Origin of the sequence: Mycobacterium sp., from assembly GCF_052144515.1 — a bacterium.
In the GTDB taxonomy this organism is placed as follows: Bacteria; Actinomycetota; Actinomycetes; order Mycobacteriales; family Mycobacteriaceae; genus Mycobacterium.
This window is the reverse complement of sequence record NZ_JBKQQD010000466.1, coordinates 1-24,568: the sequence shown is the minus strand read 5'-3', so window position 1 is coordinate 24,568 and position 24,568 is coordinate 1. Positions and strand designations below refer to the sequence as shown.

Below are 24,568 nucleotides of genomic sequence, written 5' to 3'. Positions count from 1 at the left end.
CTCGGCTTGTTTTTTCAACCCGCGACTTCGCAACCGTCCATGAAACCCGTTAGACCGCAACAGATCTCAATTATCGAAAGTTGTTGTCGCACAAGCGATCCAGTTTTTCCACCCGATTCGCGATATCCGCGCAGCTCAGAGCGATTAATGCGAGCGGAGCCTAGGCGTGATATCTCCTGCGTAGCTCACCCGCGAGAGTCTCGCACATTTAGCGCGGTGGCCACGTCGCGGGCACGGTCGCGCGCGGTCCCGACATCCGGTGCGGTGGCCAGTGCCGCCAACGCTATAGCGCCCGAGGCGCCCGACACCCGGACATCGCTTTCCGGCACACCAAGCGCATCGGTCAGCTCGTCGGCGCTCGGCGCGCCGGCATCGGGACTCAGCACGCGGGCGGCCCCCGGCGACACCATCATGGTGTCCACCGGAAGACTCAGAATGGCGCGCGCCTGCAGCTCGAACGCCGAAAGCCGCTGGCTGCGCAGCGTCACCCAGGCGCTCGGGTGCGGGCACGCGGTGACGTCGGCGAAGTACACCTCGTCGCCATTGATCATCAACTCGACGCTGAAGACGCCGCGCCCGCCGAGTGCCTTGACGATGCGCGCGGCGACCGACTTGGCGGCGTCGGTGGCGGCCGGGCTCAGCTCCTGCGGCTGCCAGGACTCTAGCACGCCCGCCGCGCCGCGATGACCGATGGGCGCGCAGAACTCGATCACCGGACCGGTCCGGCCATCGGTGCGCACAGCGAGCAGGCTGACCTCGAATTCGATGTCGACCACCGTTTCGGCCAATACCCGCTGAGGCCTTGCCTCCTCCTGTCCCACCGCGAGATGCCAGGCGAGCTCGATATCGCCCGGCCCCGAGACCACCTGCGCCTGGCCGGCCACCCCCGGTTTCAGCAGCAACGGAAACCCGGCGTCGGCGGCCACATCCTTGAGCTCGCCGACCGACCCGACGAACCAGAACGGTGCGGTGGGCAGGCCCAGCTCCTCGGCGGCCAGCCGGCGCAAACCCTCCCGGTCGGTGGTGAGCCGGACGCTGCGGGCGCTGGGCACCAGCTCGGTGAACTCGTCGTCGGTCCCGGCCAAGATCACGTCGATGGCCTCCACAGCCGCAAGAGTCGCGTCGGAGATGGAGTCGGTGACCGTCACCACGAAATCGGGTTCCAGCCTTGCCAACTCGGCCGACACCCCCGGCGGATCGGCGTCGTCATCGACAGCGATCACCTCCGCCCCGAGGTGTCTTAAGGCGGTTGCCAGCTCCCGGCTGGGCTCACCCGAACCCAGCAGCATCACCCGGGGGCTGGTGGGCTCGCTCATGGCTGGCCGGGCAGCAACCGCACCATCAGGCCCTTGCCCTCGGCCAGCACCGCCTCGTCACCGTCGACCAATTCGGCGGACACGAACGCCTTGCGGCCCTCGGTCCTGGTGACCCGTCCACGCACCAGCAACGGCGCATCGATCGGAGTGATCTTGCGGTAATCGACGTGCAGGAAGGCCGTCCGGCTGATCGGCCTGCCGGCCGCGTGCGAGATCATTCCGAACATGTGGTCGAACAGCAGCGGCAGCACACCTCCGTGCACGGCCATGTTGCCGCCGACGTGAAAACGCGTGAAGTATCCCGTCATTTCGACGCCGTCCGGGCTGTATCGTGTCAGCGTCCAAGGCGGCAGCAGCAGGCTGCCCATGCCGGGCAAGCCAGGGGTCCGGCCGGCCGGCGCGTTGCCTTCATCGGCCTGGAACGGGCACATCAGCTCGACCAGAGCCTCAGCGTGGTCGGCCGCGGAGTCCCATACATGCGGGGCATCCGGGCCGGGGTCGGCGGACACGGCCAGGTCCTGCAACCGGCGCATCGCCGCCACGAAGCGGCCGAAACCCGGGCCGGGGCTGGCCGGGCCGTATTCCGGAAAGCCGCCGTGGTGGTGGTATTCGGGGTCGAGTTCTTCTGGGTCCTGCGCAGCGTCCGTCACGGGCGGGCCGCCAGGACGTCGCGGCGCACGATGGTCTGATCCCGTCCCGGACCGACGCCGATGCACGAAACCGGTGCTCCGGCAAGCTCTTCCAGTCGCAGCACGTAGTCGCGCGCCTTAGCGGGCAGATCGTCGAACCGCCGCGCCGCTGAGATGTCCTCCCACCAGCCGGGCAGCTCCTCGTAGATCGGCGTGGCGCGATGCAGTTCGCTTTGCGTCATCGGCATCTCGGGGGTGCGCTTCCCGTCGATCTCATAACCGACGCAGATCGGCACCGTTTCCAGGCTGGACAGCACATCGAGCTTGGTCAGGAAGTAGTCGGTGATGCCGTTGACCCGGGTGGCATAGCGGGCGATGACGGCGTCGAACCAGCCGCAGCGCCGCCGTCGCCCCGTCGTCACGCCGAACTCTCCGCCGGTCTTGGAGAGGTATTCGCCGTTCTCGTCGAACAGCTCGGTGGGGAACGGTCCCGAGCCCACCCGGGTGGTGTAGGCCTTGAGGATCCCCAGCACAGTGCGGATGCGCGTGGGGCCGATGCCGGAGCCGACGGCCGCGCCGCCGGCCGTCGGGTTCGACGACGTGACGTAGGGATAGGTGCCGTGATCGACGTCGAGCAGCGTGCCCTGCGAGCCCTCCAGCAGCACCGTTTCGCCGGCCTCCAGCGCGTTGTTGAGCAACAGCCGGGTGTCGGCGATGCGATGCCGGAAGCCATCCGCCTGTTCGAGGAGGGCCTCGACCACGTGCTCCGGCTCCAGCGCCTTGCGGTTATAGATCTTGACCAGTATCTGGTTCTTGAGTTCCAGCGCGGCCTCGATCTTGTGGGTGAGCAGCTCGGGGTCGAGCACGTCGGCGACCCGGATCCCCATGCGGGCGATCTTGTCCTGGTAGCACGGCCCGATGCCGCGGCCGGTGGTGCCGATCTTCTTGCTGCCCATGTAGCGCTCGGTGACCTTGTCGATGGCCACGTGGTAGGGCATCAGCAGGTGGGCGTCGGCGGAGATCAGCAGCTTGGACGTGTCGACGCCGCGATCCTCGAGGCTTTTCAGCTCGTCGAGCAGCACGCCCGGGTCGACCACCACGCCGTTGCCGATGACGTTGGTGACGCCGGGCGTGAGTACCCCCGACGGGATGAGGTGCAGCGCGAAGTTCTCGCCGGTGGGCAGGACGACGGTGTGCCCGGCGTTGTTGCCACCCTGGTAGCGGACCACCCACTGCACGCGCCCACCGAGCAGGTCAGTGGCCTTACCCTTGCCCTCGTCACCCCATTGGGCGCCGATGAGGACGATTGCCGGCATGACATGCTCCCTGCTTAGTGTTGTCCAGCCGGTGACACACCCTATCCCAGCAGGTTGCGAGGAGTCTCTTGATTTCCAGTGTGGCGGTGTTGCTGTTCGGCGATCACCAGCCCCGGAGTCTCGACGGCCTGCCCACCCATCGGGTCGCTGGTCCGGCCGATATCGCCGGTATAGATGCCGCGATCGGGCCGTACCGGCGGCTTGCGGTGGTCGGTGCCGATGCCGACCTGGCCGCGGTGCTCAGCCGGCTGTTGCGCGCCGAGCGACTCGACATCGAGGTGGCCTACGTGCCGCGCCGGCGCACCGCGGCGACCCGGGTATACCGACTACCGGCCGGACGCCGGGCGGCGCGGCGCATCAAGAGCGGTTCGGCCCGGCGGGCGCCGCTGATCCGCGACGAGACCGGGTCGGTCATCGTCGGCAAGGCCCATTGGCTGCCCGTCGACGACCAGCGGCCGCTCCACGGTGAGGCGATCGTCGACGACACCCCGCTGTTCGACGGCGACGTGGCCGGCGTGTGCATCGAGCCGACGCCGTCCCTGCCCGGCCTGCGGGCCAGGGTGCATGGCGTCGGATTGCGGCGCCGGTGGATCACCGGGCGCGCGGTCCAGCTGGGCAGCACCGGTGTCGCTGTGATCCGCGACGGTGTCCCGGCTCCTCGCGCGGCGCGCCGCTCGACGTTCTATCGCAACGTCGAAGGCTGGCTGCTGGTCAGGTAGTTTCCGCAGTTTAGAGCGATTTTGCCTGGTCTAACCAGAGGGTGAAGTCCGCAGGGAGTCCGCAGAATCCGCCAGCGCGGCCCGCATCACGGCCCCGGCGGCGCTGCGGGTGCGGTCCTCTGCGGTCGGCCATAGGTGGCTGTACGTGGTCAAGGTGGTGGTCGCCGAGGAGTGCCCAAGGGCCCGCTGCACTGTCACCACATCGCAGCCAGCAGCGATCAGCCCCGAGGCATAAAAGTGCCGCAGATCGTGCATCCGAACGCTGGTGGCTCCGGCGGTTCGCAGCGTCCGGAGCCATTCGCCGCGAACGGTGTCCTGGTGGGGTGGATTGCCCCCGGCGCCGACGAATAGCCACCCGCCCGGCAGCACTCCCACGGTTCGGACGTGTTCGGACAGCATCATCACCAGTTCGTTCGGGCAGGTACACCACCCGCTCCGAGCCGTATTTGGGCGGCCGGACATCGACGTTGGTGCCGCCGGCACGCTGCACTTGCCGTGACACCGTGAGGGCCTTCCGCAGGAAATCGATATCGTCAACCTGTACGCCAGCGGCTTCCCCGAGCCGTAGCCCGGCGAATGCGCACAACCCGATCAGTGGGGCGAACCATGGTTCGGCCGCAGCCATGATCTTCCCGACCGTCTCCGGGGTCGGAATCCGCATCGCCACCTCCGGACGTCGGCGCCGTGGCAGTGTGATCGCCTCGGTAGGGTCGGAGCCGATCACCCTGTCGCGGCGGGCTCCCCGAAACACCGACCGGACGTTGTTGAACCGGGTCGTGATTGTGCCGGGCGCCAGCCCGGCCACCGTCATCGTCTTGACCCACGCCTCGATGTGTGAACGTCGGATGGCTCGCATCTCCCGATCGGCGAACGGCACTGAGCCAGCAGCCAGCCCCATCGCCTTGACCGTGGTGGGTGCCCACACCTGGCGCGCCGCCCATTGCCGGTAGAAGTCGGCGAAGGTGACCACACCGGCGCGTGGGTCGACGTAACTACCGGTGACCACAGCCGTGGTGACCTCGTCTAGCCACCGCTGGGCATCGACCTTGCGGGCGAAGTGGCGGGCGTGTTCACGCCCGGTGTCGTCGCGGTAGCGGGCCCGCCAGATGCCGTCTGAGCGTTTCTTGATGCTCGCCATGGTCCTAGACCTCTCCGGTGGGTGTTCGTGCAGGCCTGACCAGCGGGAGGGGGCGGGACAGCAGTTCCTCCGCTGCTTCGAGGGCTTCCCTGTTCTGCTTTCTAATCGTTGCCCCCAGTTCCTGTAACTGCTCTATCACCGCTTTGCGCTCTTCTAGCAGTTTCGCCTCACGCTCGCGTGTCTTGGCGAGCTCCGCGAGGAGCCGGTCGGATTCGGCTACCAGTTTGGCCATCCGCAGATCAATTTCGACGCCGGGGTCTGTGACGAACAAGTCTGTGACCTTCACGCCGAGGGTCCCCGCCAGTAGGTGAACCTCCGCGATCGACGTCGGCCGGGTCCCGCTCTCCAATTTGGCGACGGTCGTCTGGTGGTAGGAGCGGCCAGTCTGGGAGAGGGTCCGCGCCAGGTCTTCCTAATGGCCGCGACCGCGGCCTCGGCCTCGAGGCCTGCGGCATGTACAGCGTGCGGCGCGGCGACATCGTAAATCTGGCGCCCGAGCTTGTGCTGCGCGAGATCTAGTCCAACCCGATCTCGGCTGCCCAGCAGACCGGGCCGCGAGCATTCCGAGATGTCCGTGCCGTGTTGGATTTGCGGCGCGCCTGTTAACTACAACGCGCCCCCCCAGTCACCGGACGCTTTCGAGACCGATCACTACTGGCCGGCGGTCACTCATCCGCACCTTGCCGTGGCCGAGGAACAATGGCGTCCCGTGGTCGGATATGTGGGAGTATCTGAGGCCGGGTTGCTCTTTGATGATGCGGTGTATGTCGCGGAGCCCTTCTAATACTTGTTTTAGCTGTTCCCTGATGTCCCGCTAGAAGTTGAGCTTCTCGCTCATAAACCCTGCCGACTTGTCGAAGCCGCCGCCGAAGACGCCGCGGCAGGCGCTCAAACTGCCGCTTGCTCACCACACCTACCCGGGCACCAGCGTCAAAGGGGCTATGCGGCCAAAAATGGCCTCCGCCTTTAGGGGCGACGGGCGACGATCACAGGCACCTGGGCGGACTGGGCCACCGCGGCGCTGACCGAACCCAGCAGCATCCCGGTGAATCCTCCCCGGCCGTGGCTGCCGACGACGACCAGCTGCGCGGACTCGGACTGCTCGACGAGCTCCTGTGCCGGTCGGTCGGCGACGACGACGCGGCGCACCAAGACGTCGGGGTAGCGCTCCTGCCAGCCCGCCAGCCGCTCACTGAGGGTCTCCTCGGCCAGCGCCTGAATCGTTGACCAGTCGTCGAACACCCCGGTGTCGCTCCAGGCGTGCACGGCCACCAGCTCCGCCCCGCGCCACGATGCTTCGTCGAAGGCGATCGCGGTGGCCAGTTCCGACGCGGGCGAACCGTCGATGCCGACCACCACCGGCGCCTCCGACGGGCGCGCCGTCAGCGGGTCCTGGTCATGGATGACCGCCACCGGGCAGTGCGCATGGTGCACCAGGCCGGTGCTCACCGAGCCGAGCAGCACACGGGCCAGCTCACCACGTCCCCGGCTGCCGACCACGACCAGTTGAGCCTCCTTCGACAGGTCGACCAGCGTGCGTACCGCCGGGCCGTTGACCATCTCACTGGTGACCTCGATCGGGCTGCCCTTGGTGGCGTCCTCGACGATCTTGAGCGCGTCATTGAGGATCTCGCGTCCCGCATCCTGCTGCCATTCCAGGTACCCGGGCGCCATCGACATACCACCCCCAAACGTGAAGGGCGTTGGTTTTGTCAGCAGCATCGGCGGGTCTTGGACGTTGACCACGGTGAGGGCAATGTTGCGCATCGCCGCGTCGCGTGCCGCCCAGTCTACGGCGAGCTTTGATACTGACGACCCGTCGACACCGACGATGATTCCACGATGCGTTACAGGGAGGGACATTCGTTTTCCTTCCGACCAGCGGATAAGGCTATCCGAGTCGGTCGAGTTCGTGGGCGGCCTTGCTGATCATCGCCGCGAACCGGCGCGCCTGGGCGGCGTCGGCCAGGACGAACAGCGACCCCGGCCCGCACACTCCGTGCTGCGACCCCGACCCACGTGTGTACCCCGTGCCCCTCACTGCGTGAGCCGGGGATGAGCGTCCGTGCGATAGCGTCCGCCGCGGAGTCGAACGCAAGAATTTCGCAAGTGGTCTGCCGCAAACTAACAGCGTGTATCAATCGTGCGAGCCGAAAGGAACCGCCATGAAAACCCCTCGCACCCTGAAGCGGATCATTGCCGGGGCGCTGCTGTCGAGCGGCGTCGCGGTGGCCGGTTTGGGACTGGCGGCAGGTAGCGCCCAAGCCACGCCCGGTCCTGCGCCGCTAGCGCATTGGTGCCCTGGCGACCCCGTGCAGCAGTTGCCGACCGGCTGGAACCAGAGTGTCTGCCACGACTATTACTGGACGGGGCCGGACGCGGGACATCCCTATTCACATCCTGTCGAGGGAGTGGCGCCTCCGCTGATGTGCGGCCCCGTCCCGTGCGGGTTGTTTCCCTAGCGTGAGGGCCTTGCCCTTAACCCGCCTCGCCCTTCACCGGACCTCGTCCTCGTCATGAGTTTCGACGACCTGGTGCTGTTCCTGCCAGTCCGGCGTATTGCTGCTTTCCGGCGGCGTATCGCCGTTTTCGATCGGCACCCGCTCGTCGGGGTCGACGGTTTCCAGGTCGGCGGCCTCAGCTGCGGGGCGCCGCTGCTCGATGGCATCGGCGAGAGGGACATCGTCGGGAAAGGGACCACTGTCGCTCACTTGAGTCAACCTACTCCGGCGCTTTATGACTCCTCATACTTCCGTGTCTCACTTCCGGTGCCGCCTCCGCAACTTGCGCGCCCCGTCCTCGAACAACCACGGCGCGCCAGACTGTAAGAACATGTCGATCCGGTGGGCGATCAGCTCATCGCTCAACTCGGGGAGCCCAGACAACTCGCGGATGCGATTGGGCGAGACCTCCCACAGCGCGATCGCGCACGCCTCTGTCACCGCCCACCTGATCTGCGGTCCCTCCGGCCGGGGGCGCTGGCTTGGCGGTTTGGGTTTGACGGCGGGCGGGATCGGCGCGGTCATGGTGGCTCTACCTTCTCCGGCTGGCCGGGATCACCATAAGGGACGTTGGACCCCAAAAGTCCTTTGTTTGTGGAGCCATGCGGAGCCTCGGACGATTCGGGCGATATCGGCGAGGATGACGAGGATTGACCCGGGGGCCGGGCTGTCAATGCGCCCTTCCAGTTGCTGTTCGACCGTGGTCTGATCGACAACGGTGCTGCCGGAATCGCGGGAGGAACGTTGGCACAAGCCAACGGCGCTCCCGGCGGAATCCTCTTCGGCGATGGCGGGGCCGGGGCGACCGATGCGGCCGGTGTGGGCGGGGCCGGCGGCAAGGCCGGGCTGACCGGCAACGGCGGTGCCGGCGGTGCCGGGGCCGACGGCGGCGCCGGCGGGGCCGGCGGCAGGGGCGGGTTCCTGATCGGCAACGGCGGCCCCGGCGGCAACGGCGGGGCCGGCGGCCCAGGCACGAACGGCGGGGTCGGCGGGGCCGGCGGCAACAGCGGGTTCTACCTCGGCATGGGGGGCAACGGCGGCAACGGCGGGGCCGGCGGGGCCGGCACGGTCGGCGAACTGGGCACCGCGAGCTCCCCGGGCACCAACGGCGGCAGCGGTGGCATGGGCGGGGACGGCGGTGCCGGCGGCAGCGCCGCGCACCTGTACAGCGTTGGCGGCAACGGCGGCGACGGCGGCGACGGCGGGACCGGCGGGCCCGGCGGCAACGGCTTCGACGCCAGCACCATCGCGGGCATGAACGGCGGCAACGCCGGCAGCGGCGGCAACGGCGGCAACGCCGGGGCCGGCGGGGCCGGCGGCGAAGGCGGCCTTTTGAGCCAGGGAGGCAACGGCGGGGACGGCGGCACCGGCGGCAACGCCGGAATGGCCGGCACCGGCGGCGACGCCGGGGCCGGCGGGGTCAGCGGCAACGGCGGCAACGGCGGGATTGGTGGTAACGGCGGCGCCGGCGGGAATGCCGGCGAACTCGGCCTTTTGGGCCCGCCGGGCGGCAACGGCGACGGCGGCAACGGCGGGGCCGGCGGCGCCGGCGGCGGCCCTGGAAGCGGAAGCACCACCGGCACAGGCGGGGCTGACGGCAGCGGCGGAACCGGCGGGGCGGCCGGCGCCGGGGGCAACGGCGGCACCGCCGGCACTCCCGGCTGAGACCGGACCATTTGCGGGGTTGGGCTAGGAGGCCACGCTGCCGCTCGGCGCGGTAGCCGCGCCGCCTCGCGAGGTCTCACCGCCACCGGCCGAATCGATTGGCTGCACGGGGCGTCCGAGGACCCCGAGGGGGTGCGCGTGGTCGACGAGCCCATAGATGTTGAGGAACGCGTCGTAACCGATTAGCCGAAGGAAGTCGTCGGGGAGTTCTCGTGCCACTTCCTGCGGGATTGCGAGGTATGGGTTCTCCTGCTGTCGCAGCCAGGCACAGTTGTAGTTCACGTTCAGGCCCAGCCGAGCATGTGGGGAGTGGTTCGCACCACCACCGTGAAACAGGCCTCCGTTCCAGAGCAGGACCGAGCCCGGGTCCATTTCGGCGCTGACCGTCTGGCAAGCATCAGGCAGCGTAGAGAGATCTTGGCTCTTGGGGACCAGCATCGTGGCGCCGTTCTCCCGGGTGAATTCGGTGATCGCCCACATCGTGTTCACGATGAGCGGCGGATGCGGGCGCGAGATGGGAAACAGCACATCGTCTTGGTGAAATGGCTGCGCCGTCTCGCCGGGGTGGATCTCGATCGCATTGACGATCGAGACCTGGGGATGGCCCAGCACGGTGCGCACGAGCTCGACAACCGCCGGATGGCCTACCAGACAATCGGTTGCACGAGTTTTCGCCAGGACGTTGTGGAGCCGGCGGGTCCGGGAGCCGAAGAACTCGCCCCGCGCCCACGGCTGTCGTGCGAGCAGCGGGGTGAGGGCGCGCCTGATCTCTTCGACCTCGAGCGCGGAGAGCAACCCTGGCAGGATCACGTAGCCGTCGATTTGCAGCTGCCGAAGCGCCTCGCTCATCGTCATTGCCTTTTCTCGACTGCCAGCGCGCAAGTCAGGGCGCCAGCGACATTGTCGCTCATGGGTGCACCACGGCGTAGCTGATCGCAACGTCGAAGGCCGGCTGCTGGTCAGGTAGCTTCAGGTAACTTCGATGGGTGCGCGAATCCGTGCGGCCCAGCCCGCTGTTTCTGGGCTTGGTCGGATTGACGGCGGTCGGGGGCGCACTGGCGTGGCTGGCCGGGGACAGCGTGCGGCCGATGGCGTATGCCGGAGTGTTCACCTTCGTGATCGCCGGCTGGCTGGTGTCCTTGTGCCTGCACGAATTCGGGCACGCGCTGACCGCGTGGCGATTCGGTGACCACGACGCCGAGGTACGCGGGTACCTGACCCTGGATCCGCGGCGCTACAGCCATCCCGCGCTATCGCTTCTGCTGCCGATGATCGTTATCGCGCTGGGCGGCATTGGCCTGCCGGGCGCAGCGGTGTACCTGCGGACCTGGTTCATGAGTCCCAAGCGCCGCACCCTGGTCAGCCTGGCGGGGCCGGCGGCCAACCTCGTGCTGGCGGTGCTCCTGCTGGCGCTGACCCGGTTGCTCTACGACCCGGATCATCTAGTGCTGTGGTCGGGGGTGGCCTTTTTGGGATTCCTCGAGCTCACCGCGGTGTTGCTGAATCTGCTGCCCGTCCCCGGCCTGGACGGATACGACGCCCTGGAACCGCATCTGAGTCCCGAGACGCAGCGCGCGCTGGCACCGGCCAAGCAGTACGGCTTTTTCATCCTGCTGATCGTGCTCTTGGCGGCCAGCCCGTGGATCTTCGGGGTTGTGCTGTGGTTTTTCGATTTCTCCGGGGTGCCGCCCGCGCTGGTGGGCTGGGGCAACTCGCTGACCCGGTTCTGGAGCCGCTGGGTCTAACCCTTGCAATATATGCGTTTGTACGCATATATTACTGCCCATGGGCGCCGGTCACAGTCACACCCCGGCCGAGGCCGACGCGTCTCGGATGATCCCCCGCATGATCGTCGCCGCCGCGATCCTGGCGACGTTCTTCGTTGTCGAACTGACCACGTCGCTGTTGATCAACTCGATTGCGCTGCTGGCCGATGCCGGGCACATGCTCACCGACGTGGTCGCCGTGTTCATGGGTCTAGCCGCGGTGGTGCTGGCCAGGCGCGGCAGCTCGTCACCCGCGCGCACCTACGGGTGGCATCGCGCCGAGGTGTTCACCGCGGTCGCCAACGCCGCGCTGCTCATCGGCGTTGCCTTGTTCATCCTCTACGAGGCGATCGAACGGCTCAAGGAGGCGCCGTCCATCCCCGGCGTACCGATGATCGTGGTGGCGCTGGCCGGACTGGCTGCCAACTTCGCGGTGGCGCTGTTGCTGCGTTCGCACTCCGAGGACAGCCTGGCGGTCAAGGGCGCCTACATGGAGGTCGTCGCGGACACCGTCGGCAGCATCGGTGTCCTGATCGCCGGGGTGGTCACCGTCACCACGCACTGGCCATACGCCGACGTGGTGGTCGCGGTGCTGGTGGCGCTGTGGGTGCTGCCGCGGGCGATCTCGCTGGCCCGGGCGGCGTTGCGGATCCTTTCCGAATCGTCGCCGGCCCACATCGACGTCGAGGAGTTGCGTGAGGCGCTGGGCTCCGTCGACGGCGTCACTGAAGTGCACGACCTGCACGTGTGGACCCTTTCGCCCGGCAAGGACATGTGCACCGCACACCTGAGAAGTACCGCGGACTCCGCCCGGGTACTCAGTGCGGCGCGCGCTGTGCTGCACGCGCGCGGACTGGACCACGCCACCCTCCAGATCGAGTGCCCGGACGGCACCGGGCAGTGTGAGGAGACCTTCTAGAGCCCGAGCGCTGTGCGGGCCTCGGGGTCACAATCGTCGAGCAGATCCAGGCAGCGTTGGAACTCGTCGGTCTCGCCGATGGTGTTAGCGGCCCGCGCCAGCGCCGCCACGCACCGCAAAAAGCCCCGATTGGGCTCATGCGAATACGGCACCGGGCCGAAACCCTTCCAGCCATGGCGGCGCAGCTGGTCCAGGCCCCGGTGGTAGCCGGTGCGCGCATAGGCGTAGGCCGTGATGGCTTTGTCGTCGGCCAGCGCCTCTTCGGCGAGCTCCGCCCAGGCCACCGACGCCGACGGATGCGCGGCGGCGACGATCGCCGGGTTCTCGTCGGCCAACAGTTCCGCCTCGGCGTCAATGTCACGGGGCAGCAGGATCGGATCAGGTCCCAGAAGGTCACCCATCGGCGTCATGGTTGACCATTCTGCCGTTCCGCCCTCGGCCGGGGTTGCCGTGCCCTAGGCTTCACCAGCCTTCACCCGGATCTGGAGCCGGGTCGCTAAGCTCCAACTATCGACTCGACAGCGGGAGGACAGCCGCACTCATGCCCAATCCACCCGAGCCCGACCGCGACGAAGAGCTCACCGAGGCCCAGCCCCTGGTACCCCACGACTCCGAGACCGAGACCGTGGTGATCCAATCCGACCCCGAGGGTGAACCGGAGGCGAGATCCGAGGGACAACCGCGCGAACGGCGGTTCACGGCACCCGGCTTCGACGCCAAGGAAACCGCGATCATCGCCACCCAACCCGAACCGGCGACGGAAGTCTTTGCAACCCCACCGGTTCCGCCTGGCCCACCGGCGCAAGGCGCAACACCCCCGACGGCTCCCCCGAATCCCGCACATCCCCAGCATCCCCAGACTCCCCCGAAAACCGCTACACCACAATCGATCCCGCCGCGGCGAGGCATAAAGCTGCCGACATCGAGGCAATACAACTGGGGCTGGGTGCTGGCGATCGTCGTGATCGTCTTGGCATTGGCCGCGATCGCGATCCTGGGCACGGTGCTGCTGACCCGGCACAAAAGCGTGTCGGTCTCGCCGGAAGACCAGGTGCGCCAGACCATCCAAAGCTTTGACGTCGCGGTGCAGAGAGGCGACCTGAAAACGTTGCGCAGCATCACATGTGGCGCCACCCGCGACGGCTACGTGGATTACGACGAGCACGCGTGGGATGAGACCTACCAGCGGGTTTCGGCGGCCAAACAATTTCCGGTGATCGCCAGCATCGACCAGGTCGTCGTCAACGGCCAGCACGCCGAGGCGAATATCACCACGTTCATGGCCTACGACCCCCAGCTCCGGTCGACACGCAGCCTGGACCTACAGTTCCGCGACGATCAGTGGAAGGTCTGCCAGTCCCCCAGCGGCTAGAACGCGCCGGCTTGGTCAGGCGCCGACCGACTTCCCGGCGCAGTGCAGGTCGTTGCACGCCTCGATGACCCGCTCGGTCATCGACGCTTCGGCCTTCTTGAGGTAGCTGCGCGGGTCGTAGACCTTCTTGTTGCCGACCTCGCCGTCGACCTTGAGCACGCCGTCGTAGTTGCTGAACATGTGGCCGGCGAGGGGCCGGGTGAACGCGTACTGGGTGTCGGTGTCGACGTTCATCTTCACCACGCCGTAGCGCAGCGCCTCTTCGATCTCCGACTTCTCCGAGCCCGAACCGCCGTGGAACACGAAGTCGAATGGCTTGGCGTCATCGGCCAAGCCAAGCTTGGCGACCGCGACCTTCTGGCCCTGGTCCAGGATGTCCGGGCGCAGCTTGACGTTTCCGGGCTTGTAGACGCCGTGCACGTTGCCGAAAGTGGCGGCCAGCAGGTACTTGCCGTGCTCACCGTGGCCCAGCGCGTCGATGGTCTTCTCGAAGTCCTCCGGGGTGGTGTACAGCTTGTCGTCTATCGCGCCCTCGACGCCGTCCTCCTCGCCGCCCACAACGCCGATCTCGACCTCGAGGATGATCTTGGCCGCCGCAGCCTCCTTGAGCAGCTCCTTGGCGATGGCCAGGTTCTCGTCGATCGGCACCGCGGATCCGTCCCACATGTGCGATTGGAACAGAGGGTCGCGACCCGCACTCACTCTTTCCGAAGAGATCGCCAGCAGCGGGCGCACGTAGGTGTCCAGCTTGTCCTTGGGGCAGTGGTCGGTGTGCAGCGCGACGTTGATCGGGTATTTGGCCGCGATCGTGCGGGTGAACTTGGCCAGCGCCACCGCGCCGGTCACCATGTCCTTGATCCCTAGGCCGGACGCGAACTCCGCGCCGCCGGTAGAGATTTGGATGATGCCGTCGCTGCCCGCGTCGGCGAATCCCTTGATGGCGGCGTTGACGGTCTCCGAAGACGTGCAGTTGATGGCCGGGAAGGCGTACGAGTTCTCCTTGGCGCGTCCCAACATCTCCGCGTAGATCTCGGGCGTGGCGATGGGCATGGACTTCCTTCCTGACGACGGGGTCTACCCAGTATCGCAACACCACAACCGCGGCGGGCACCGGTATGTTGGGACGTCATGAGCACCGCCGTCGTGGCCCTGCCGGACATCCTCGACCCGATGTATTGGCTTGGCGCCGACGGCGTTTTCGGATCCGCCGTGCTGCCCGGGATTCTGATCATCGTCTTCATCGAGACGGGGCTGCTGTTTCCGCTGCTGCCCGGGGAGTCGCTGCTGTTCACCGGCGGGCTGCTGGCCGCGCACCCGAACCCACCGGTCAGCATCGGGGTACTGGCGCCCTGCGTCGCGGTGGTCGCGGTGCTGGGCGACCAGTGCGGGTATTTCATCGGGCGCCAGATCGGCCCGGCGCTGTTCAAGAAGGAAGACTCCCGGTTCTTCAAAAAGCACTACGTGACCGAGTCGCACGCATTCTTCGAGAAATACGGGCCGTGGGCGATCATCCTCGCCCGGTTCGCGCCGTTCGTGCGGACGTTCGTCCCGGTCATTGCCGGGGTGTCCTACATGCGTTATCCGGTGTTCCTCGGGTTCGACATCGTCGGCGGCATCGCCTGGGGCGGCGGCGCGACGCTGGCGGGCTACTTTTTGGGCACCGTGCCGTTCGTGCACCAGAACCTGGAAAAAATCATTCTGGCCATCCTGTTCGTGTCACTGCTTCCGGCGCTGATCTCGGCGGGACGCATCTACCGGGGCCGCCGCCGCGCGGATAACGACAAGGACAAGCCCGACCCACTGGTGCTACCCGAGTGAGCCGTCACTGGTGCTGGGCGACACCTCGGTGACGCTGTAGGCCGCCTCCATCAGCATCCAGCCCGACAGCTGCACCGACAGGTCCCGTTCGGCGACCTCGGAGCTGCTCACCGCGCCCGCCACGAACTGAGCCTCTTTGCCGTCGTCGCCGCCGCCCGCCGTGGGCAGCTCGGCGTCGCGGTCCCAGAAGGCCCCGAACACCGGCAGCCCCTCGACCGTCTGCCGGTAGTCCCACGCCGATTTCGCGCTGACCAGCACTATCTTGCGCGCGGTGTCGCGGGCCGCAACGTCTTCGGCCCGCTGCCCCGGCAGCGCGGTGGCGACCAGCGCGAGGTAGCGGGCGGTGATGCCCGAGAACAGGCCGCCGTCCCCGCCACCACCCCCCTGCAACACACCCGACGGCGCCATGTGCTCCTTGACGGCGGCGACGAGGCGGTGCACCCGTGCCGCGTGCCGCTGCCTGGCATCCGAGTCGGTGCGTGCCGCCAGCTCCGTTTCCAGCCCGAGCACCACGCCCTGGCAGTAGGTGTACTGAGCGCGCACCAGCGAGCCGGCCTTGATGCCGTCGAACACCAGGTGGGTCTCCGGGTCGATCAGTGTTCGGTCGATCCAGTCACCCATCTGCTCGGCGCGCCGCAGCCGGTCCCCGTAGCGGGCCAGAAAGATCCCCGCCGGCCCGTTGGCCGGGGCGTTGAAGAATTGATCCTGCTTACGCCACGGGATCCCGCCACCGTCCTCGGGCACCCATGCTTTGACGAGCTGGTCGGCGAGCTTGGGTAGCGCGCGGCGACGCTCGACACCGACCAACCGGGCGGCACGTTCCAGCGCCAGTGCGAGCCACGCCATGTCGTCGTAGTAGTTGTTGATCCACGAGAAGTTGTTGCGCACCCGGTGCGAGCGGATCTGCCGGTTGATCTTGGCGCGCCGTTCCGGCTGCGGGTCGCGCAGCTGGGCATCGATCAGGCAGTCCAGCAGATGCGCCTGCCACCAGTAGTGCCAGGTGGCGAACAGCCGGTCCTTGCGGTCCGACGGCCAGGAAACCACTCCCAACTGCGTCCCCGGCAGTGCCCAGAGCCGCTTCAGGTGCCTCTGGGTGACGGCGGTTTCGGTGGTGGCCGCCCGGTTCGCCCATACCTGTTCCATGCTTGCCGATCCTGCCCTATCGAAAGTTGGCCAGCGCCAGCAGGAATTCACGCAGGCCGGCCAGCGAGTGCGCGGGCAGGAACAGGTCGCAATACGGCAGGGCCGCCGCCATCGAACCGGCCAGCGGCTGGAATTCGCCGTGGGCAGCGCGGGGGTTGAGCCACACCAGCACTTCGGCGCGGCGCCGCAGCCTGGCCATCGCGTGCCCGAGCACATCGGGCGGGTCGCTGTCCCAGCCGTCGGACGCGATGATCACCACCGCGCCGCGCAGCAGGTTGCCGTGCGGCGGGGCCAGCAGGGCGGCGAGACTGCGGCCGATGAACGTACCGCCGTACCGGTCGGTCACCTGTGCGTTGGCGCGGTGCAGCGCCACCTCGGCGGAACGGTGCGACAGCACCGCGGTGAGCCGGGTCAGCGACGTCGAGAACGCGAAGACCTCCGGGCGCATCCGTGCTTGGCGCAGCACCGCCGCGCGCATCAAATGCAGATAGATCGCCGCATACGGCTGCATCGAGCGGCTCACGTCGCACACCAGCACGACCCGGCGGGGACGCCGACGGGGCCGCGTTCGCGCCAGCAGCACCTGCTCCCAGCCGGTCCGGCGCGACGCGTTGATCGTCGCCCGCAGGTCGATCCTCTTGCCGTGCGGGCTGGGCTCCAACCGCAGGCTGCGGCGCCGGGGCCAGCGCGGCACTGCGCCCTCCAGCCAGGAGCCCAGCAGCCGCAGGTCGTCGGAATCGAATTGGTCGAACGGTTCGTCGGCGAGCGCGGCGATGTGGCTGGGCAGTAGGTCTGGCACTAGGACGCTCGCGGCGGCCGCGGCGTTCTGGTCGGGCGCCGTTCTGGTCACCCAGGGCAGCTTTTCGGCGCCCGGGCCGACTGGGCTGCCCGCGGGGTGCACAATCCCGGCCGCGGGGGTCCTGGGACCGGGGATCGGCAGGACCGACGCGGGGCTGCGCGTGTCGCCGGGCTGGATGGTGCCGAAAACCTCGCGCAACACCGCGTCGAAGGCGCCGAGGTCTTCGCTGCGGTTGACCAAGGTCAGCCTGGCCGCCCAGTACAGCTCGGACGTGGCGTGGGGCACCAGGTGTTGCAGCGCCTGCACGAAAGTTGCTTGGCCGCTGGCGGATACCGCGACCCCGCTGTTGCGCAGGCGCGCCACCAGCGCGGCCGCGAACACGGCCAAATCGACGCCGCGGAACAGTAACGGGTGTAAGGGGCTAGTCATGCCTGCCTAGCGTCTGCGGCGCAGTAGCCAGATCAACACCAGCACAGCCAGCACCGCCGCCGCGACGGGACCGTATTTCTTGAGCTGGTCGGCGCCGGCGAGCTCCAGCAGGTCGATGGGCTCGGGCTCGGCGGCCGGTGCGGCGTGGCGGGGCCCGGCAACTTGGCCGTTCGGAGTGCCCGGCGCCGCGGCCGTGGCTGGGCTCTCTGGGATTTCTGGGCCGTCGGAGGCAAGCTTGGCTTCCAGCGACGCCACGAACTGGCCGAGCAACTTCTCCGACACCTGCTGCAGCATTCCGCTGCCGAACTGAGCCAGCTTGCCGACGATCTTCAGATCGGTGTCGACGGTGACGCGGGTGCGCTGGCCGTCCTCGTGGAGCTGGGCGGTGACCGTGGCGGCCGCGTTGCCGGTACCACGCGCCTCCTTGCCCTTGCCGTCGATAACCGCGCGGTGCTGGGTGCGATCCTGTTCGACGAACCGCACCTTGCCGCTGAATTCGCTGATGACCGGCCCGACTTTGACCTTGACCTTGCCCAGGTAGTCGTTGCCCTCGTGGCCGATCAGCTGCGCCCCCGGCATCAGCGGGATCACCTGCTCCAGGTCACACAGCACGTCCCAGGCCTGCTCGATCGGCGCGCTGACGGTGAACTGGTTGGCGATCTTCATATCCGAGGTCCTCTCAGGTCCGGCTGTACTCGATAAACGCGTCGCGAATCAGGGTACGGTCGTCGGGCGTTTTGGCCAGCGCCCCCAGGCTGACCAGAGCGGCCGGGGCGGACTCGTCCACAAGGTCAGCTGCCCCAAGCGAGACCAGCGCGGCCACCCAGTCGATGGTCTCGGCCACTCCCGGCGGCTTGTCCAGGTCGAGATCGCGTGCGCGACCGACGAATTGGGTGGCATGCTCGATCAACGGCGCGGTCGCCCCGGGCACCGTCCGGCGAATGATCGCGGCCGCCCGGGCCGGTTCGGGATAGTCGATCCAGTGGTACAGGCACCGCCGGCGCAGCGCGTCATGCAGGTCGCGGCTGCGGTTGGACGTCAGCACCGCGATCGGCGGGCGCTCGGCGGCGAAGGTGCCCAGCTCGGGCACGGTGACCGCGGCCTCGCCGAGGAACTCCAGCAGCAGCGCCTCGAATTCGTCGTCGGCCCGGTCGATTTCGTCGATCAGCAACACCGGAGGTGTCGGCCCGCGGTGCCGCACACACTGCAAGATGGGCCTCTCCACCAGGTAGGCCTCGCTGTAGAGGTCGGCCACAGAGATATCTGGGATCGCGGGCCCCCGGGCCTCGGCCAGTCGGATGGACAGCAGCTGGCGCTGGTAGTTCCAGTCGTAGAGCGCCTCACTGGCGGTCAGGCCTTCGTAGCACTGCAGCCGGATCAACGTGGCGTTCAACACCGCCGCAAGGGCTTTCGCCGCGGTCGTCTTGCCGACACCGGGCTCACCTTCCAGCAGCAGCGGCCTGCCGAGCGTAACCGCCAGATAGATCGCCGACGCGGTTCCGGTGTCCAGCAGGTAGTCCTGTGCGTCGAATTGGCGGATCACGTCGTCGGGGCCCGTGAGGGTCATGCGCCGGCTTTCCCCGCGGCGAACGCCGCCCGGCATCCCGGGCCGCAGAACCAGTAGTCCTCGCCGGCCAGTTCGAGGTGCTCGGCGGTGGGTCCGATCGGCACCGTCATGCCGCACACCGGGTCGACGGCCTCGACCGGGCCGGCGTTCGCCTGCGCAGCGGGACGGGTCAGGCTGCCGTCGCGGACGGCGGCGATCAGTTCGGCCGCGATAGACACCGCGATCTCGGCGGGCGTCTTGGCGCCGATGGGCAATCCGACTGGGGTGTGTATGCGGGCTCGCTCGGCGTCGGAGAGTTCGAGTTCGTTGAGGATCGACGCGCCGCGAATCCTGCTGGCCACCAAGCCGATATACCCGACGCCGTTATCCAGTGCCGCGCGGATGATTTCGGCTTCCGGACCGCCGTGGCTGGCGATCACCACCGCGGTGGTGTCGGACAGGTCCCAGTCGTTTTGAGTATCGCGTCGCGCGTCATATCCCAGCACCTCACACAATTGGATGAGCGCGTCGGCGATCGGTGTGGACCCGCAAACGCGGATCAGCGGGGCCGGCAGCTGTGGGGTCAGGAAGATCTCCAGCGACCCGCCGGACAGGCACGGGTTGACCACCACGCAGGCACCGGGGGCCTCGGGGAAGTGCACATCGCCGTCGGGAAGCACGCGCAGCAGCACACTTTCGCCCGCCTGCAACACACCCAGCGCTGCCTTGCGGACCGAGTTCTGCGCGCACTGCCCGCCGACGAACCCCTCGATTGTGCCATCCGCCAACAGGATTGCCTCGTCTCCCGGGTACGCCGAGGTGGGCGGCGCAGCCCGCACCACCGTCGCGTGCACGAAAGGTGTCCGCGCCGCCAACAGCTGCTGAGCTCGCTCACTGATCGTCATCGGACGCTCTAAATCGGCGGCCTGGCGCGGCCCTGCATGGCCTCCCAGACCCTCGACGGTGTCAGCGGCATGTCGGCGTGCCGAACCCCGAACGGCGCCAACGCATCCACCACTGCGTTGACCACCGCTGGCGGCGATCCGACGGTGGCCGATTCGCCGATGCCCTTGGCCCCGATCGGGTGGTGCGGCGACGGCGTCACGGTGTGCCCGGTCTCCAGGTGGGGCACCTCGAGCGCGGTCGGGATGAGGTAATCCATCAACGACACGCCTAGGCAGTTGCCCTCCTCGTCGAAGGCGATCATCTGCATCAAGGCCATCCCGATGCCGTCGACGATGCCGCCGTGCACCTGGCCTTCGATGATCATCGGGTTGATCCGGGTGCCGCAGTCGTCGACGGCCAGGAAGCGCCGCACCTTGACCACCGCGGTACCCGGATCGACGTCCACCACGCAGAAGTACGCACCGTACGGGTAAGTCAAATTCTCCGGGTTGTAGCAGATCTGGGCGTCCAGGCCGCCCTCGATGCCCTCGGGCAGGTCGCCGGCGCCGTGCGCACGCATCGCGATGTCGGCGATGGTCACCGCCGCCGACGGGTCGCCCTTGACGTGGAATTTGCCCTTCTCCCACTCCAGGTCGGCAACCGAGACCTCCAGCATTCCCGACGCGATGATCTTGGCCTTGTCCCGGACCCTGCGCGCCACCAGCGCCGCGGCCGCACCCGAGACCGGCGTGGACCGGCTGCCGTAGGTGCCCAACCCGAACGGCGTCTGGTCGGTGTCGCCGTGCACGACCTCGATGTCGTCGGGCGGGATGCCCAGCTCCTCGGCGACGATCTGGGCGAACGTCGTCTCATGGCCCTGGCCCTGGGTTTGAACCGACAGCCGCACAACGGCTTTCCCGGTGGGATGCACACGCAACTCGCACCCGTCGGCCATGCCCAGGCCGAGGATGTCCATGTCCTTGCGCGGGCCGGCGCCGACGGCCTCGGTGAAGAAGGACATCCCGATGCCCATCAGCTCGCCACGCGCCCGCCGCTCCTTCTGCTCGGCCCGCAGCGCGTCGTAGCCGATCATGTCCATGGCCTTGCGCATGGTCGTCTCGTAGTCACCCGAGTCGTAGACCCAGCCGGTCTTGCTCTTGTACGGGAATTGCTCGGGCCGCAACAGGTTTCGCAGTCGCAGCTCGGCCGGGTCCATCTTCAGGTCGAAGGCCAGGCAGTCCACCAGCCGCTCCACGAAGTAGACGGCCTCGGTGATCCGGAACGAGCACGCGTAGGCCACCCCGCCGGGCGCCTTGTTGGTGTACACCGCGGTCATGTGGCAGTAGGCGGCTTCGATGTCGTAGCTGCCGGTGAACACCCCGAAGAAGCCGGCCGGGTATTTAACCGGCGCCGCCGTGCCGTTGAACGCGCCGTGGTCGGCCAGCACGTTGGTCCGGATCGCCAGGATCTTGCCCTCTTTGGTGGCGGCGATCTCACCGACCATGATGTAGTCGCGCGCGAAGCCCGTCGAGGTCAGGTTCTCGCTGCGGTCCTCCATCCATTTCACCGGCTTGCCCAGCAGCAGCGAGCCGACGATCGCGCACACGTAACCGGGATAGATCGGCACCTTGTTGCCGAACCCGCCACCGATGTCGGGGGATATCACCTGGATCTTGTGTTCAGGCAGACCGGCGACCAACGCGTAGAGGGTGCGGTGCGCGTGCGGCGCCTGACTGGTGGACCACAGCGTCAGCTTGCCGGTGACCGGGTCCAAATCGGCTACCGCGCCACAGGTTTCCATCGGCGCGGGGTGCACCCGGGGGTATACGATCTCCTGATTGACGACCACGTCGGCCTTCGCGAACACGGCGTCGGTGGCGGCCGCGTCGCCCGTCTCCCAGTCGAAGCAGTGGTTGTCGGTCTTGCCGTCCAGGTCGGTGCGGATGACCGGCGCGGACGGATCGAGCGCCTTGCGCGCGTCGACCACGGGGTCCAGCGGCTCGTACTCGACGTCGATCAACTCCAGCGCGTCGCGGGCCGAATAGCGGTCCTCGGCAACGACGAACGCCACCTCCTGCCCCTGGAAGCGCACCTTGTCGGTGGCCAGCACGGCCTGCACGTCGTTGGACAGCGTCGGCATCCAGGCCAGGCCCTTGGCGGCCAGGTCGGCTCCGGTCGCCACCGCTTTGACCTTCGGATGTGCTCGTGCGGCAGTCACATCGACGCTGACGATGCGAGCGTGTGCATACGGCGAGCGCAGGATGGCCAGGTGCAGCATTCCCGGCAGCGCGACGTCGTCGACGTAGTGGCCGCGGCCCCGGATGAACCGCGGGTCCTCTTTTCGCAGCATCCGGCCGTAGCCGCACGGTTTCTGGTCGTTGTCTACTCGATCTTCCGGACGTCCGTCCGGCTCCGGCGGGCGGGACTCGATGGTGGTCATGACGTGGCCTCGGCCTCTACGTTGGAATGCTTTGCGGCCCATTGGATTGAGCGCACGATCGTCGTGTATCCGGTGCAGCGGCAGATCTGCCCGGAGATCGCCTCCCGGATGGTCTCCTCGTCGGGGTTCGGATCGCGGTCCAGCAGCGCGCGGGCGGTGATCATCATGCCCGGCGTGCAGAAGCCGCATTGCAGCCCGTGGCACTGCATGAACCCTTCCTGCACCGGGTCGAGCCGGCCGTCCACCGCAAGGCCCTCGACGGTCCGGACGCTGTGCCCCGACGCCATCACCGCCAGCATCGTGCAGGATTTCACCGGCACGCCGTCGACGTCGACCACGCACGTTCCGCAGTTGCTGGTGTCGCAACCCCAGTGGGTTCCGGTGAGCCGCAGCTGATCCCGAAGGAAATGCACCAGCAGCATCCGGGGTTCGACGTCGGCGTTGACTTGCTCGCCGTTGACGGTCATGTTCACCTGCATGGCTAGTTGCTCCTTTGTTCGCGCACGCGTTCGGCGGCGGTTCGCAACGTGCGGATGGTCAACTCGGAGGCCAAATGCCGCTTGTACTCGGCGGTGCCGCGCACATCGGTCACCGGCTCACAGGCCTGGGCGGCCCGGCTGCCCGCGTCGGCGAACACCTCGTCGGTGGCCGGCCGGCCGACCAGAGCGGCCGAAACCTCCGCCAGTGCGGACCAATCGGCATTAACCGCGGTCAGGCCCACCCGGGCGGCGGCTATCGCATCACCGTCGAGGGTGAGGCTTGCCCCAGTCGCGGTTACCGCCCAATCACCTACGCGCCGTTCGACTTTCGTGTATGCGTTGGATGTGTTGTGCCGCAGCGGGATCCGGACCTCGACCAGCATCTCGTTGTAGGCCAGGGCTGTCTCGTACGGCCCGAGCATGAAGTCGTCGATCGCGATCTCGCGTTCACCCGACGGCCCCCGGGCCAAGCAGACCGCATCCAGCACGGCGCACACCGTCGACAGATCCTCGGCCGGGTCCGCCTGGCACAGCGAACCGCCGAGGGTGCCGCGGTTGCGGACCACCGGGTCGGCGATCACCCGTTCGGCGTCGCGGAAGATCGGGCACACCGCGGCCAGGGTGTCCGACTCCAGCAGCTCGCGGTGACGGGTCATCGCGCCGATGCGAGCCAGGGTCGGATCGGTGATCACGTATCCGAGCTCCAGCGCCAGGTCGTTGATGTCGACCAGGTACTCGGGGTTGGCGATGCGCAGCTTCATCATCGGCAGCAGGCTGTGGCCGCCGGCGACGACCCGCGCCGTGTCCCCCAAACGATCCAGTAGTCCGATGGCGTGGTCGACGCTTGTTGCGCGTTCGTACTCGAAGGGCCCAGGTACTTGCATTGCAGCAGTGTGGGCCGCGTCACAGTGGGCGTCAATGCCGAGTTAAGTAATCCTTTAACTCGCCCTCGACTTGCGCGTCTTCCCGGGCGTCGTGGTGGATTCGCCCCACGATTTCGGCCAGTGGACGGCCCCCGCCGCCCCAACGCCGGGCGATGATGTCGGCGGCGATCGAGACCGCCGTCTCCTCCGGAGTACGGGCGCCGAGGTCCAGCCCGATGGGGCTGGACAACCGGCGCAGCTCGGCGCCGGTCAGCCCCGCCGCCCGCAGCCGGCCCGTGCGGTCGTCGTGGGTCCGGCGCGACCCCATCGCGCCCACATAGCCGACATGGGGCAGGCGCAGCGCCACCTCGAGCACCGGGACGTCAAACTTCGGATCGTGGGTGAGCACGCAGATCACCGTGCTCTGATCGATGGCGCCCGCCGCCGCCTCGGCGGCCAGGTACCGGTGGGGCCAGTCGACGACCACCTCGTCGGCAGTGGGGAAGCGCGTTCGGGTGGCGAACACCGGGCGGGCATCGCAGACCGTGACCCGGTAGCCGAGGAACGATCCCTGCTGCGCCAGCGCGGCGGCGAAGTCGATCGCGCCGAACACCAGCATCCGGGGAGGGGGTGCGAACGAGTTCACGAACACGCTGAGGTCGTCACCGCGCCGCTCACCGTGCTCCCCGTACCGCCGGATGCGGGTCAGTCCCTGGGCCAGCATGCCGCGCACGTCGTCGTCGACGGCGGCGTCCAGCCGGGCCGTGCCCAGCGTGCCGGACGCGCCGCAGTGCCAGCCGTCGTCGCCGGCGGTATCCGCGCTGG

At 67.9% G+C, this 24,568-nt stretch carries 27 protein-coding genes and 2 pseudogenes; 9 read left to right on the top strand and 20 right to left on the bottom strand.

Features of this window, described 5'->3' with window-relative positions:
- Positions 1 to 185 precede the first annotated feature (185 nt).
- Genes purT through ACLP9N_RS31365 form a run of 3 tightly spaced genes read right to left on the bottom strand, consistent with a single transcriptional unit; the run spans position 186 to position 3,261 of the window.
- Positions 186 to 1,316 (bottom strand): formate-dependent phosphoribosylglycinamide formyltransferase, encoded by a 1,131-nt coding sequence (purT, locus tag ACLP9N_RS31375; RefSeq protein WP_442411033.1) that lies wholly within the window; start codon positions 1,314 to 1,316, stop codon positions 186 to 188.
- Positions 1,313 to 1,966 carry a PaaI family thioesterase gene (locus ACLP9N_RS31370; protein WP_442411032.1) on the bottom strand — a complete coding sequence of 218 codons (654 nt, stop codon included), beginning with the start codon at positions 1,964 to 1,966 and terminating at the stop codon, positions 1,313 to 1,315. Before ACLP9N_RS31370 ends, purT begins: the two co-directional genes overlap by 4 nt.
- Positions 1,963 to 3,261 (bottom strand): adenylosuccinate synthase, encoded by a 1,299-nt coding sequence (locus ACLP9N_RS31365; RefSeq protein WP_442411031.1) that lies wholly within the window; start codon positions 3,259 to 3,261, stop codon positions 1,963 to 1,965. Before ACLP9N_RS31365 ends, ACLP9N_RS31370 begins: the two co-directional genes overlap by 4 nt.
- A gap of 68 nt (positions 3,262 to 3,329) precedes the next feature.
- On the opposite strand from ACLP9N_RS31365, the gene ACLP9N_RS31360 reads away from it, so the two are divergent.
- Positions 3,330 to 3,980 (top strand): peptidase M50, encoded by a 651-nt coding sequence (locus ACLP9N_RS31360; RefSeq protein WP_442411030.1) that lies wholly within the window; start codon positions 3,330 to 3,332, stop codon positions 3,978 to 3,980.
- A gap of 30 nt (positions 3,981 to 4,010) precedes the next feature.
- Here the strand turns inward: ACLP9N_RS31360 and ACLP9N_RS31355 are convergent, their stop codons facing one another.
- Positions 4,011 to 4,379 carry a tyrosine-type recombinase/integrase gene (locus ACLP9N_RS31355; RefSeq protein WP_442411029.1) on the bottom strand — a complete coding sequence of 123 codons (369 nt, stop codon included), beginning with the start codon at positions 4,377 to 4,379 and terminating at the stop codon, positions 4,011 to 4,013.
- Positions 4,380 to 4,603: 224 nt separating this feature from the next.
- Here ACLP9N_RS31355 and ACLP9N_RS31350 point away from each other — a divergent pair, with 224 nt between their 5' ends.
- Positions 4,604 to 4,930, top strand: coding sequence for a hypothetical protein (locus ACLP9N_RS31350; protein ID WP_442411028.1), 327 nt, complete (start codon positions 4,604 to 4,606; stop codon positions 4,928 to 4,930).
- A 192-nt stretch (positions 4,931 to 5,122) separates the two neighbouring features.
- Here ACLP9N_RS31350 and ACLP9N_RS31345 read toward each other — a convergent pair whose 3' ends face one another.
- The gene (locus ACLP9N_RS31345) at positions 5,123 to 5,467 is read right to left on the bottom strand and encodes a hypothetical protein (RefSeq protein WP_442411027.1); all 345 of its coding nucleotides are present in this window, start codon (positions 5,465 to 5,467) and stop codon (positions 5,123 to 5,125) included.
- A gap of 219 nt (positions 5,468 to 5,686) precedes the next feature.
- On the opposite strand from ACLP9N_RS31345, the gene ACLP9N_RS31340 reads away from it, so the two are divergent.
- Complete coding sequence (locus tag ACLP9N_RS31340; protein WP_442411026.1) at positions 5,687 to 5,902, top strand: hypothetical protein; 216 nt, start codon at positions 5,687 to 5,689, stop codon at positions 5,900 to 5,902.
- Between the two features lie 182 nt (positions 5,903 to 6,084).
- Here the strand turns inward: ACLP9N_RS31340 and ACLP9N_RS31335 are convergent, their stop codons facing one another.
- Positions 6,085 to 6,981 (bottom strand): universal stress protein, encoded by an 897-nt coding sequence (locus ACLP9N_RS31335; protein ID WP_442411025.1) that lies wholly within the window; start codon positions 6,979 to 6,981, stop codon positions 6,085 to 6,087.
- A 302-nt stretch (positions 6,982 to 7,283) separates the two neighbouring features.
- Here ACLP9N_RS31335 and ACLP9N_RS31330 point away from each other — a divergent pair, with 302 nt between their 5' ends.
- A complete protein-coding gene (locus ACLP9N_RS31330) occupies positions 7,284 to 7,580 on the top strand; it encodes a hypothetical protein (RefSeq protein ID WP_442411024.1) in 297 nt (98 codons plus the stop codon).
- A gap of 33 nt (positions 7,581 to 7,613) precedes the next feature.
- Here the strand turns inward: ACLP9N_RS31330 and ACLP9N_RS31325 are convergent, their stop codons facing one another.
- The gene (locus ACLP9N_RS31325; RefSeq protein ID WP_442411023.1) at positions 7,614 to 7,829 is read right to left on the bottom strand and encodes a hypothetical protein; all 216 of its coding nucleotides are present in this window, start codon (positions 7,827 to 7,829) and stop codon (positions 7,614 to 7,616) included.
- Positions 7,830 to 7,877: 48 nt separating this feature from the next.
- On the bottom strand, positions 7,878 to 8,144 hold the full coding sequence (locus tag ACLP9N_RS31320; protein ID WP_442411022.1) for a hypothetical protein: 267 nt from the start codon (positions 8,142 to 8,144) through the stop codon (positions 7,878 to 7,880).
- Between the two features lie 144 nt (positions 8,145 to 8,288).
- On the opposite strand from ACLP9N_RS31320, the pseudogene ACLP9N_RS31315 reads away from it, so the two are divergent.
- Positions 8,289 to 9,284 (top strand): annotated as a pseudogene (locus ACLP9N_RS31315) (PGRS repeat-containing protein); the annotation flags it as partial.
- Between the two features lie 24 nt (positions 9,285 to 9,308).
- Here the strand turns inward: ACLP9N_RS31315 and ACLP9N_RS31310 are convergent.
- Positions 9,309 to 10,133, bottom strand: a complete 825-nt coding sequence (locus ACLP9N_RS31310; RefSeq protein ID WP_442411021.1) for a phytanoyl-CoA dioxygenase family protein — start codon at positions 10,131 to 10,133, stop codon at positions 9,309 to 9,311.
- A 137-nt stretch (positions 10,134 to 10,270) separates the two neighbouring features.
- Between ACLP9N_RS31310 and ACLP9N_RS31305 the strand changes: the two genes are divergently transcribed.
- A complete protein-coding gene (locus ACLP9N_RS31305; RefSeq protein WP_442411020.1) occupies positions 10,271 to 11,029 on the top strand; it encodes a site-2 protease family protein in 759 nt (252 codons plus the stop codon).
- Positions 11,030 to 11,069: 40 nt separating this feature from the next.
- Positions 11,070 to 11,969: a cation diffusion facilitator family transporter gene (locus ACLP9N_RS31300; RefSeq protein WP_442411019.1), complete on the top strand. Its 900-nt coding sequence runs from the start codon at positions 11,070 to 11,072 to the stop codon at positions 11,967 to 11,969.
- Here ACLP9N_RS31300 and ACLP9N_RS31295 read toward each other — a convergent pair.
- Positions 11,966 to 12,379 (bottom strand): DUF3151 domain-containing protein, encoded by a 414-nt coding sequence (locus tag ACLP9N_RS31295; RefSeq protein ID WP_442411018.1) that lies wholly within the window; start codon positions 12,377 to 12,379, stop codon positions 11,966 to 11,968. The genes ACLP9N_RS31300 and ACLP9N_RS31295 overlap by 4 nt on opposite strands.
- Before the next feature lie 131 nt (positions 12,380 to 12,510).
- Here ACLP9N_RS31295 and ACLP9N_RS31290 point away from each other — a divergent pair, with 131 nt between their 5' ends.
- Positions 12,511 to 13,341 (top strand): Rv0361 family membrane protein, encoded by an 831-nt coding sequence (locus ACLP9N_RS31290; RefSeq protein ID WP_442411017.1) that lies wholly within the window; start codon positions 12,511 to 12,513, stop codon positions 13,339 to 13,341.
- A 15-nt stretch (positions 13,342 to 13,356) separates the two neighbouring features.
- Here ACLP9N_RS31290 and fbaA read toward each other — a convergent pair whose 3' ends face one another.
- Positions 13,357 to 14,391 (bottom strand): class II fructose-bisphosphate aldolase, encoded by a 1,035-nt coding sequence (gene fbaA / locus ACLP9N_RS31285; RefSeq protein ID WP_442411016.1) that lies wholly within the window; start codon positions 14,389 to 14,391, stop codon positions 13,357 to 13,359.
- A gap of 78 nt (positions 14,392 to 14,469) precedes the next feature.
- Between fbaA and ACLP9N_RS31280 the strand changes: the two genes are divergently transcribed.
- Complete coding sequence (locus ACLP9N_RS31280; RefSeq protein ID WP_442411015.1) at positions 14,470 to 15,159, top strand: VTT domain-containing protein; 690 nt, start codon at positions 14,470 to 14,472, stop codon at positions 15,157 to 15,159.
- Here the strand turns inward: ACLP9N_RS31280 and ACLP9N_RS31275 are convergent.
- From ACLP9N_RS31275 to ACLP9N_RS31235, 9 genes and pseudogenes are all read right to left on the bottom strand, one after another.
- Positions 15,148 to 16,302: a glycoside hydrolase family 76 protein gene (locus ACLP9N_RS31275; RefSeq protein ID WP_442411014.1), complete on the bottom strand. Its 1,155-nt coding sequence runs from the start codon at positions 16,300 to 16,302 to the stop codon at positions 15,148 to 15,150. The two genes, ACLP9N_RS31280 and ACLP9N_RS31275, sit on opposite strands and share 12 nt — an antisense overlap.
- Before the next feature lie 16 nt (positions 16,303 to 16,318).
- Positions 16,319 to 17,530, bottom strand: a complete 1,212-nt coding sequence (locus tag ACLP9N_RS31270) for a vWA domain-containing protein (protein ID WP_442411013.1) — start codon at positions 17,528 to 17,530, stop codon at positions 16,319 to 16,321.
- A 6-nt stretch (positions 17,531 to 17,536) separates the two neighbouring features.
- Positions 17,537 to 18,196, bottom strand: coding sequence for an SRPBCC family protein (locus ACLP9N_RS31265; protein ID WP_442411012.1), 660 nt, complete (start codon positions 18,194 to 18,196; stop codon positions 17,537 to 17,539).
- A gap of 13 nt (positions 18,197 to 18,209) precedes the next feature.
- On the bottom strand, positions 18,210 to 19,097 hold the full coding sequence (locus ACLP9N_RS31260) for an AAA family ATPase (RefSeq protein WP_442411011.1): 888 nt from the start codon (positions 19,095 to 19,097) through the stop codon (positions 18,210 to 18,212).
- A 176-nt stretch (positions 19,098 to 19,273) separates the two neighbouring features.
- Positions 19,274 to 19,981 (bottom strand): annotated as a pseudogene (locus tag ACLP9N_RS31255) (XdhC family protein); the annotation flags it as partial.
- 8 nt (positions 19,982 to 19,989) lie between these two features.
- A complete protein-coding gene (locus ACLP9N_RS31250) occupies positions 19,990 to 22,401 on the bottom strand; it encodes an aerobic carbon-monoxide dehydrogenase large subunit (protein WP_442411010.1) in 2,412 nt (803 codons plus the stop codon).
- A complete protein-coding gene (locus ACLP9N_RS31245; RefSeq protein WP_442411009.1) occupies positions 22,398 to 22,880 on the bottom strand; it encodes a (2Fe-2S)-binding protein in 483 nt (160 codons plus the stop codon). Before ACLP9N_RS31245 ends, ACLP9N_RS31250 begins: the two co-directional genes overlap by 4 nt.
- 2 nt (positions 22,881 to 22,882) lie before the next feature.
- Positions 22,883 to 23,764, bottom strand: a complete 882-nt coding sequence (locus ACLP9N_RS31240; protein WP_442411008.1) for an FAD binding domain-containing protein — start codon at positions 23,762 to 23,764, stop codon at positions 22,883 to 22,885.
- A gap of 31 nt (positions 23,765 to 23,795) precedes the next feature.
- The coding region (locus tag ACLP9N_RS31235; protein WP_442411007.1) for an XdhC family protein at positions 23,796 to 24,568 on the bottom strand (773 nt) is incomplete at its 5' end.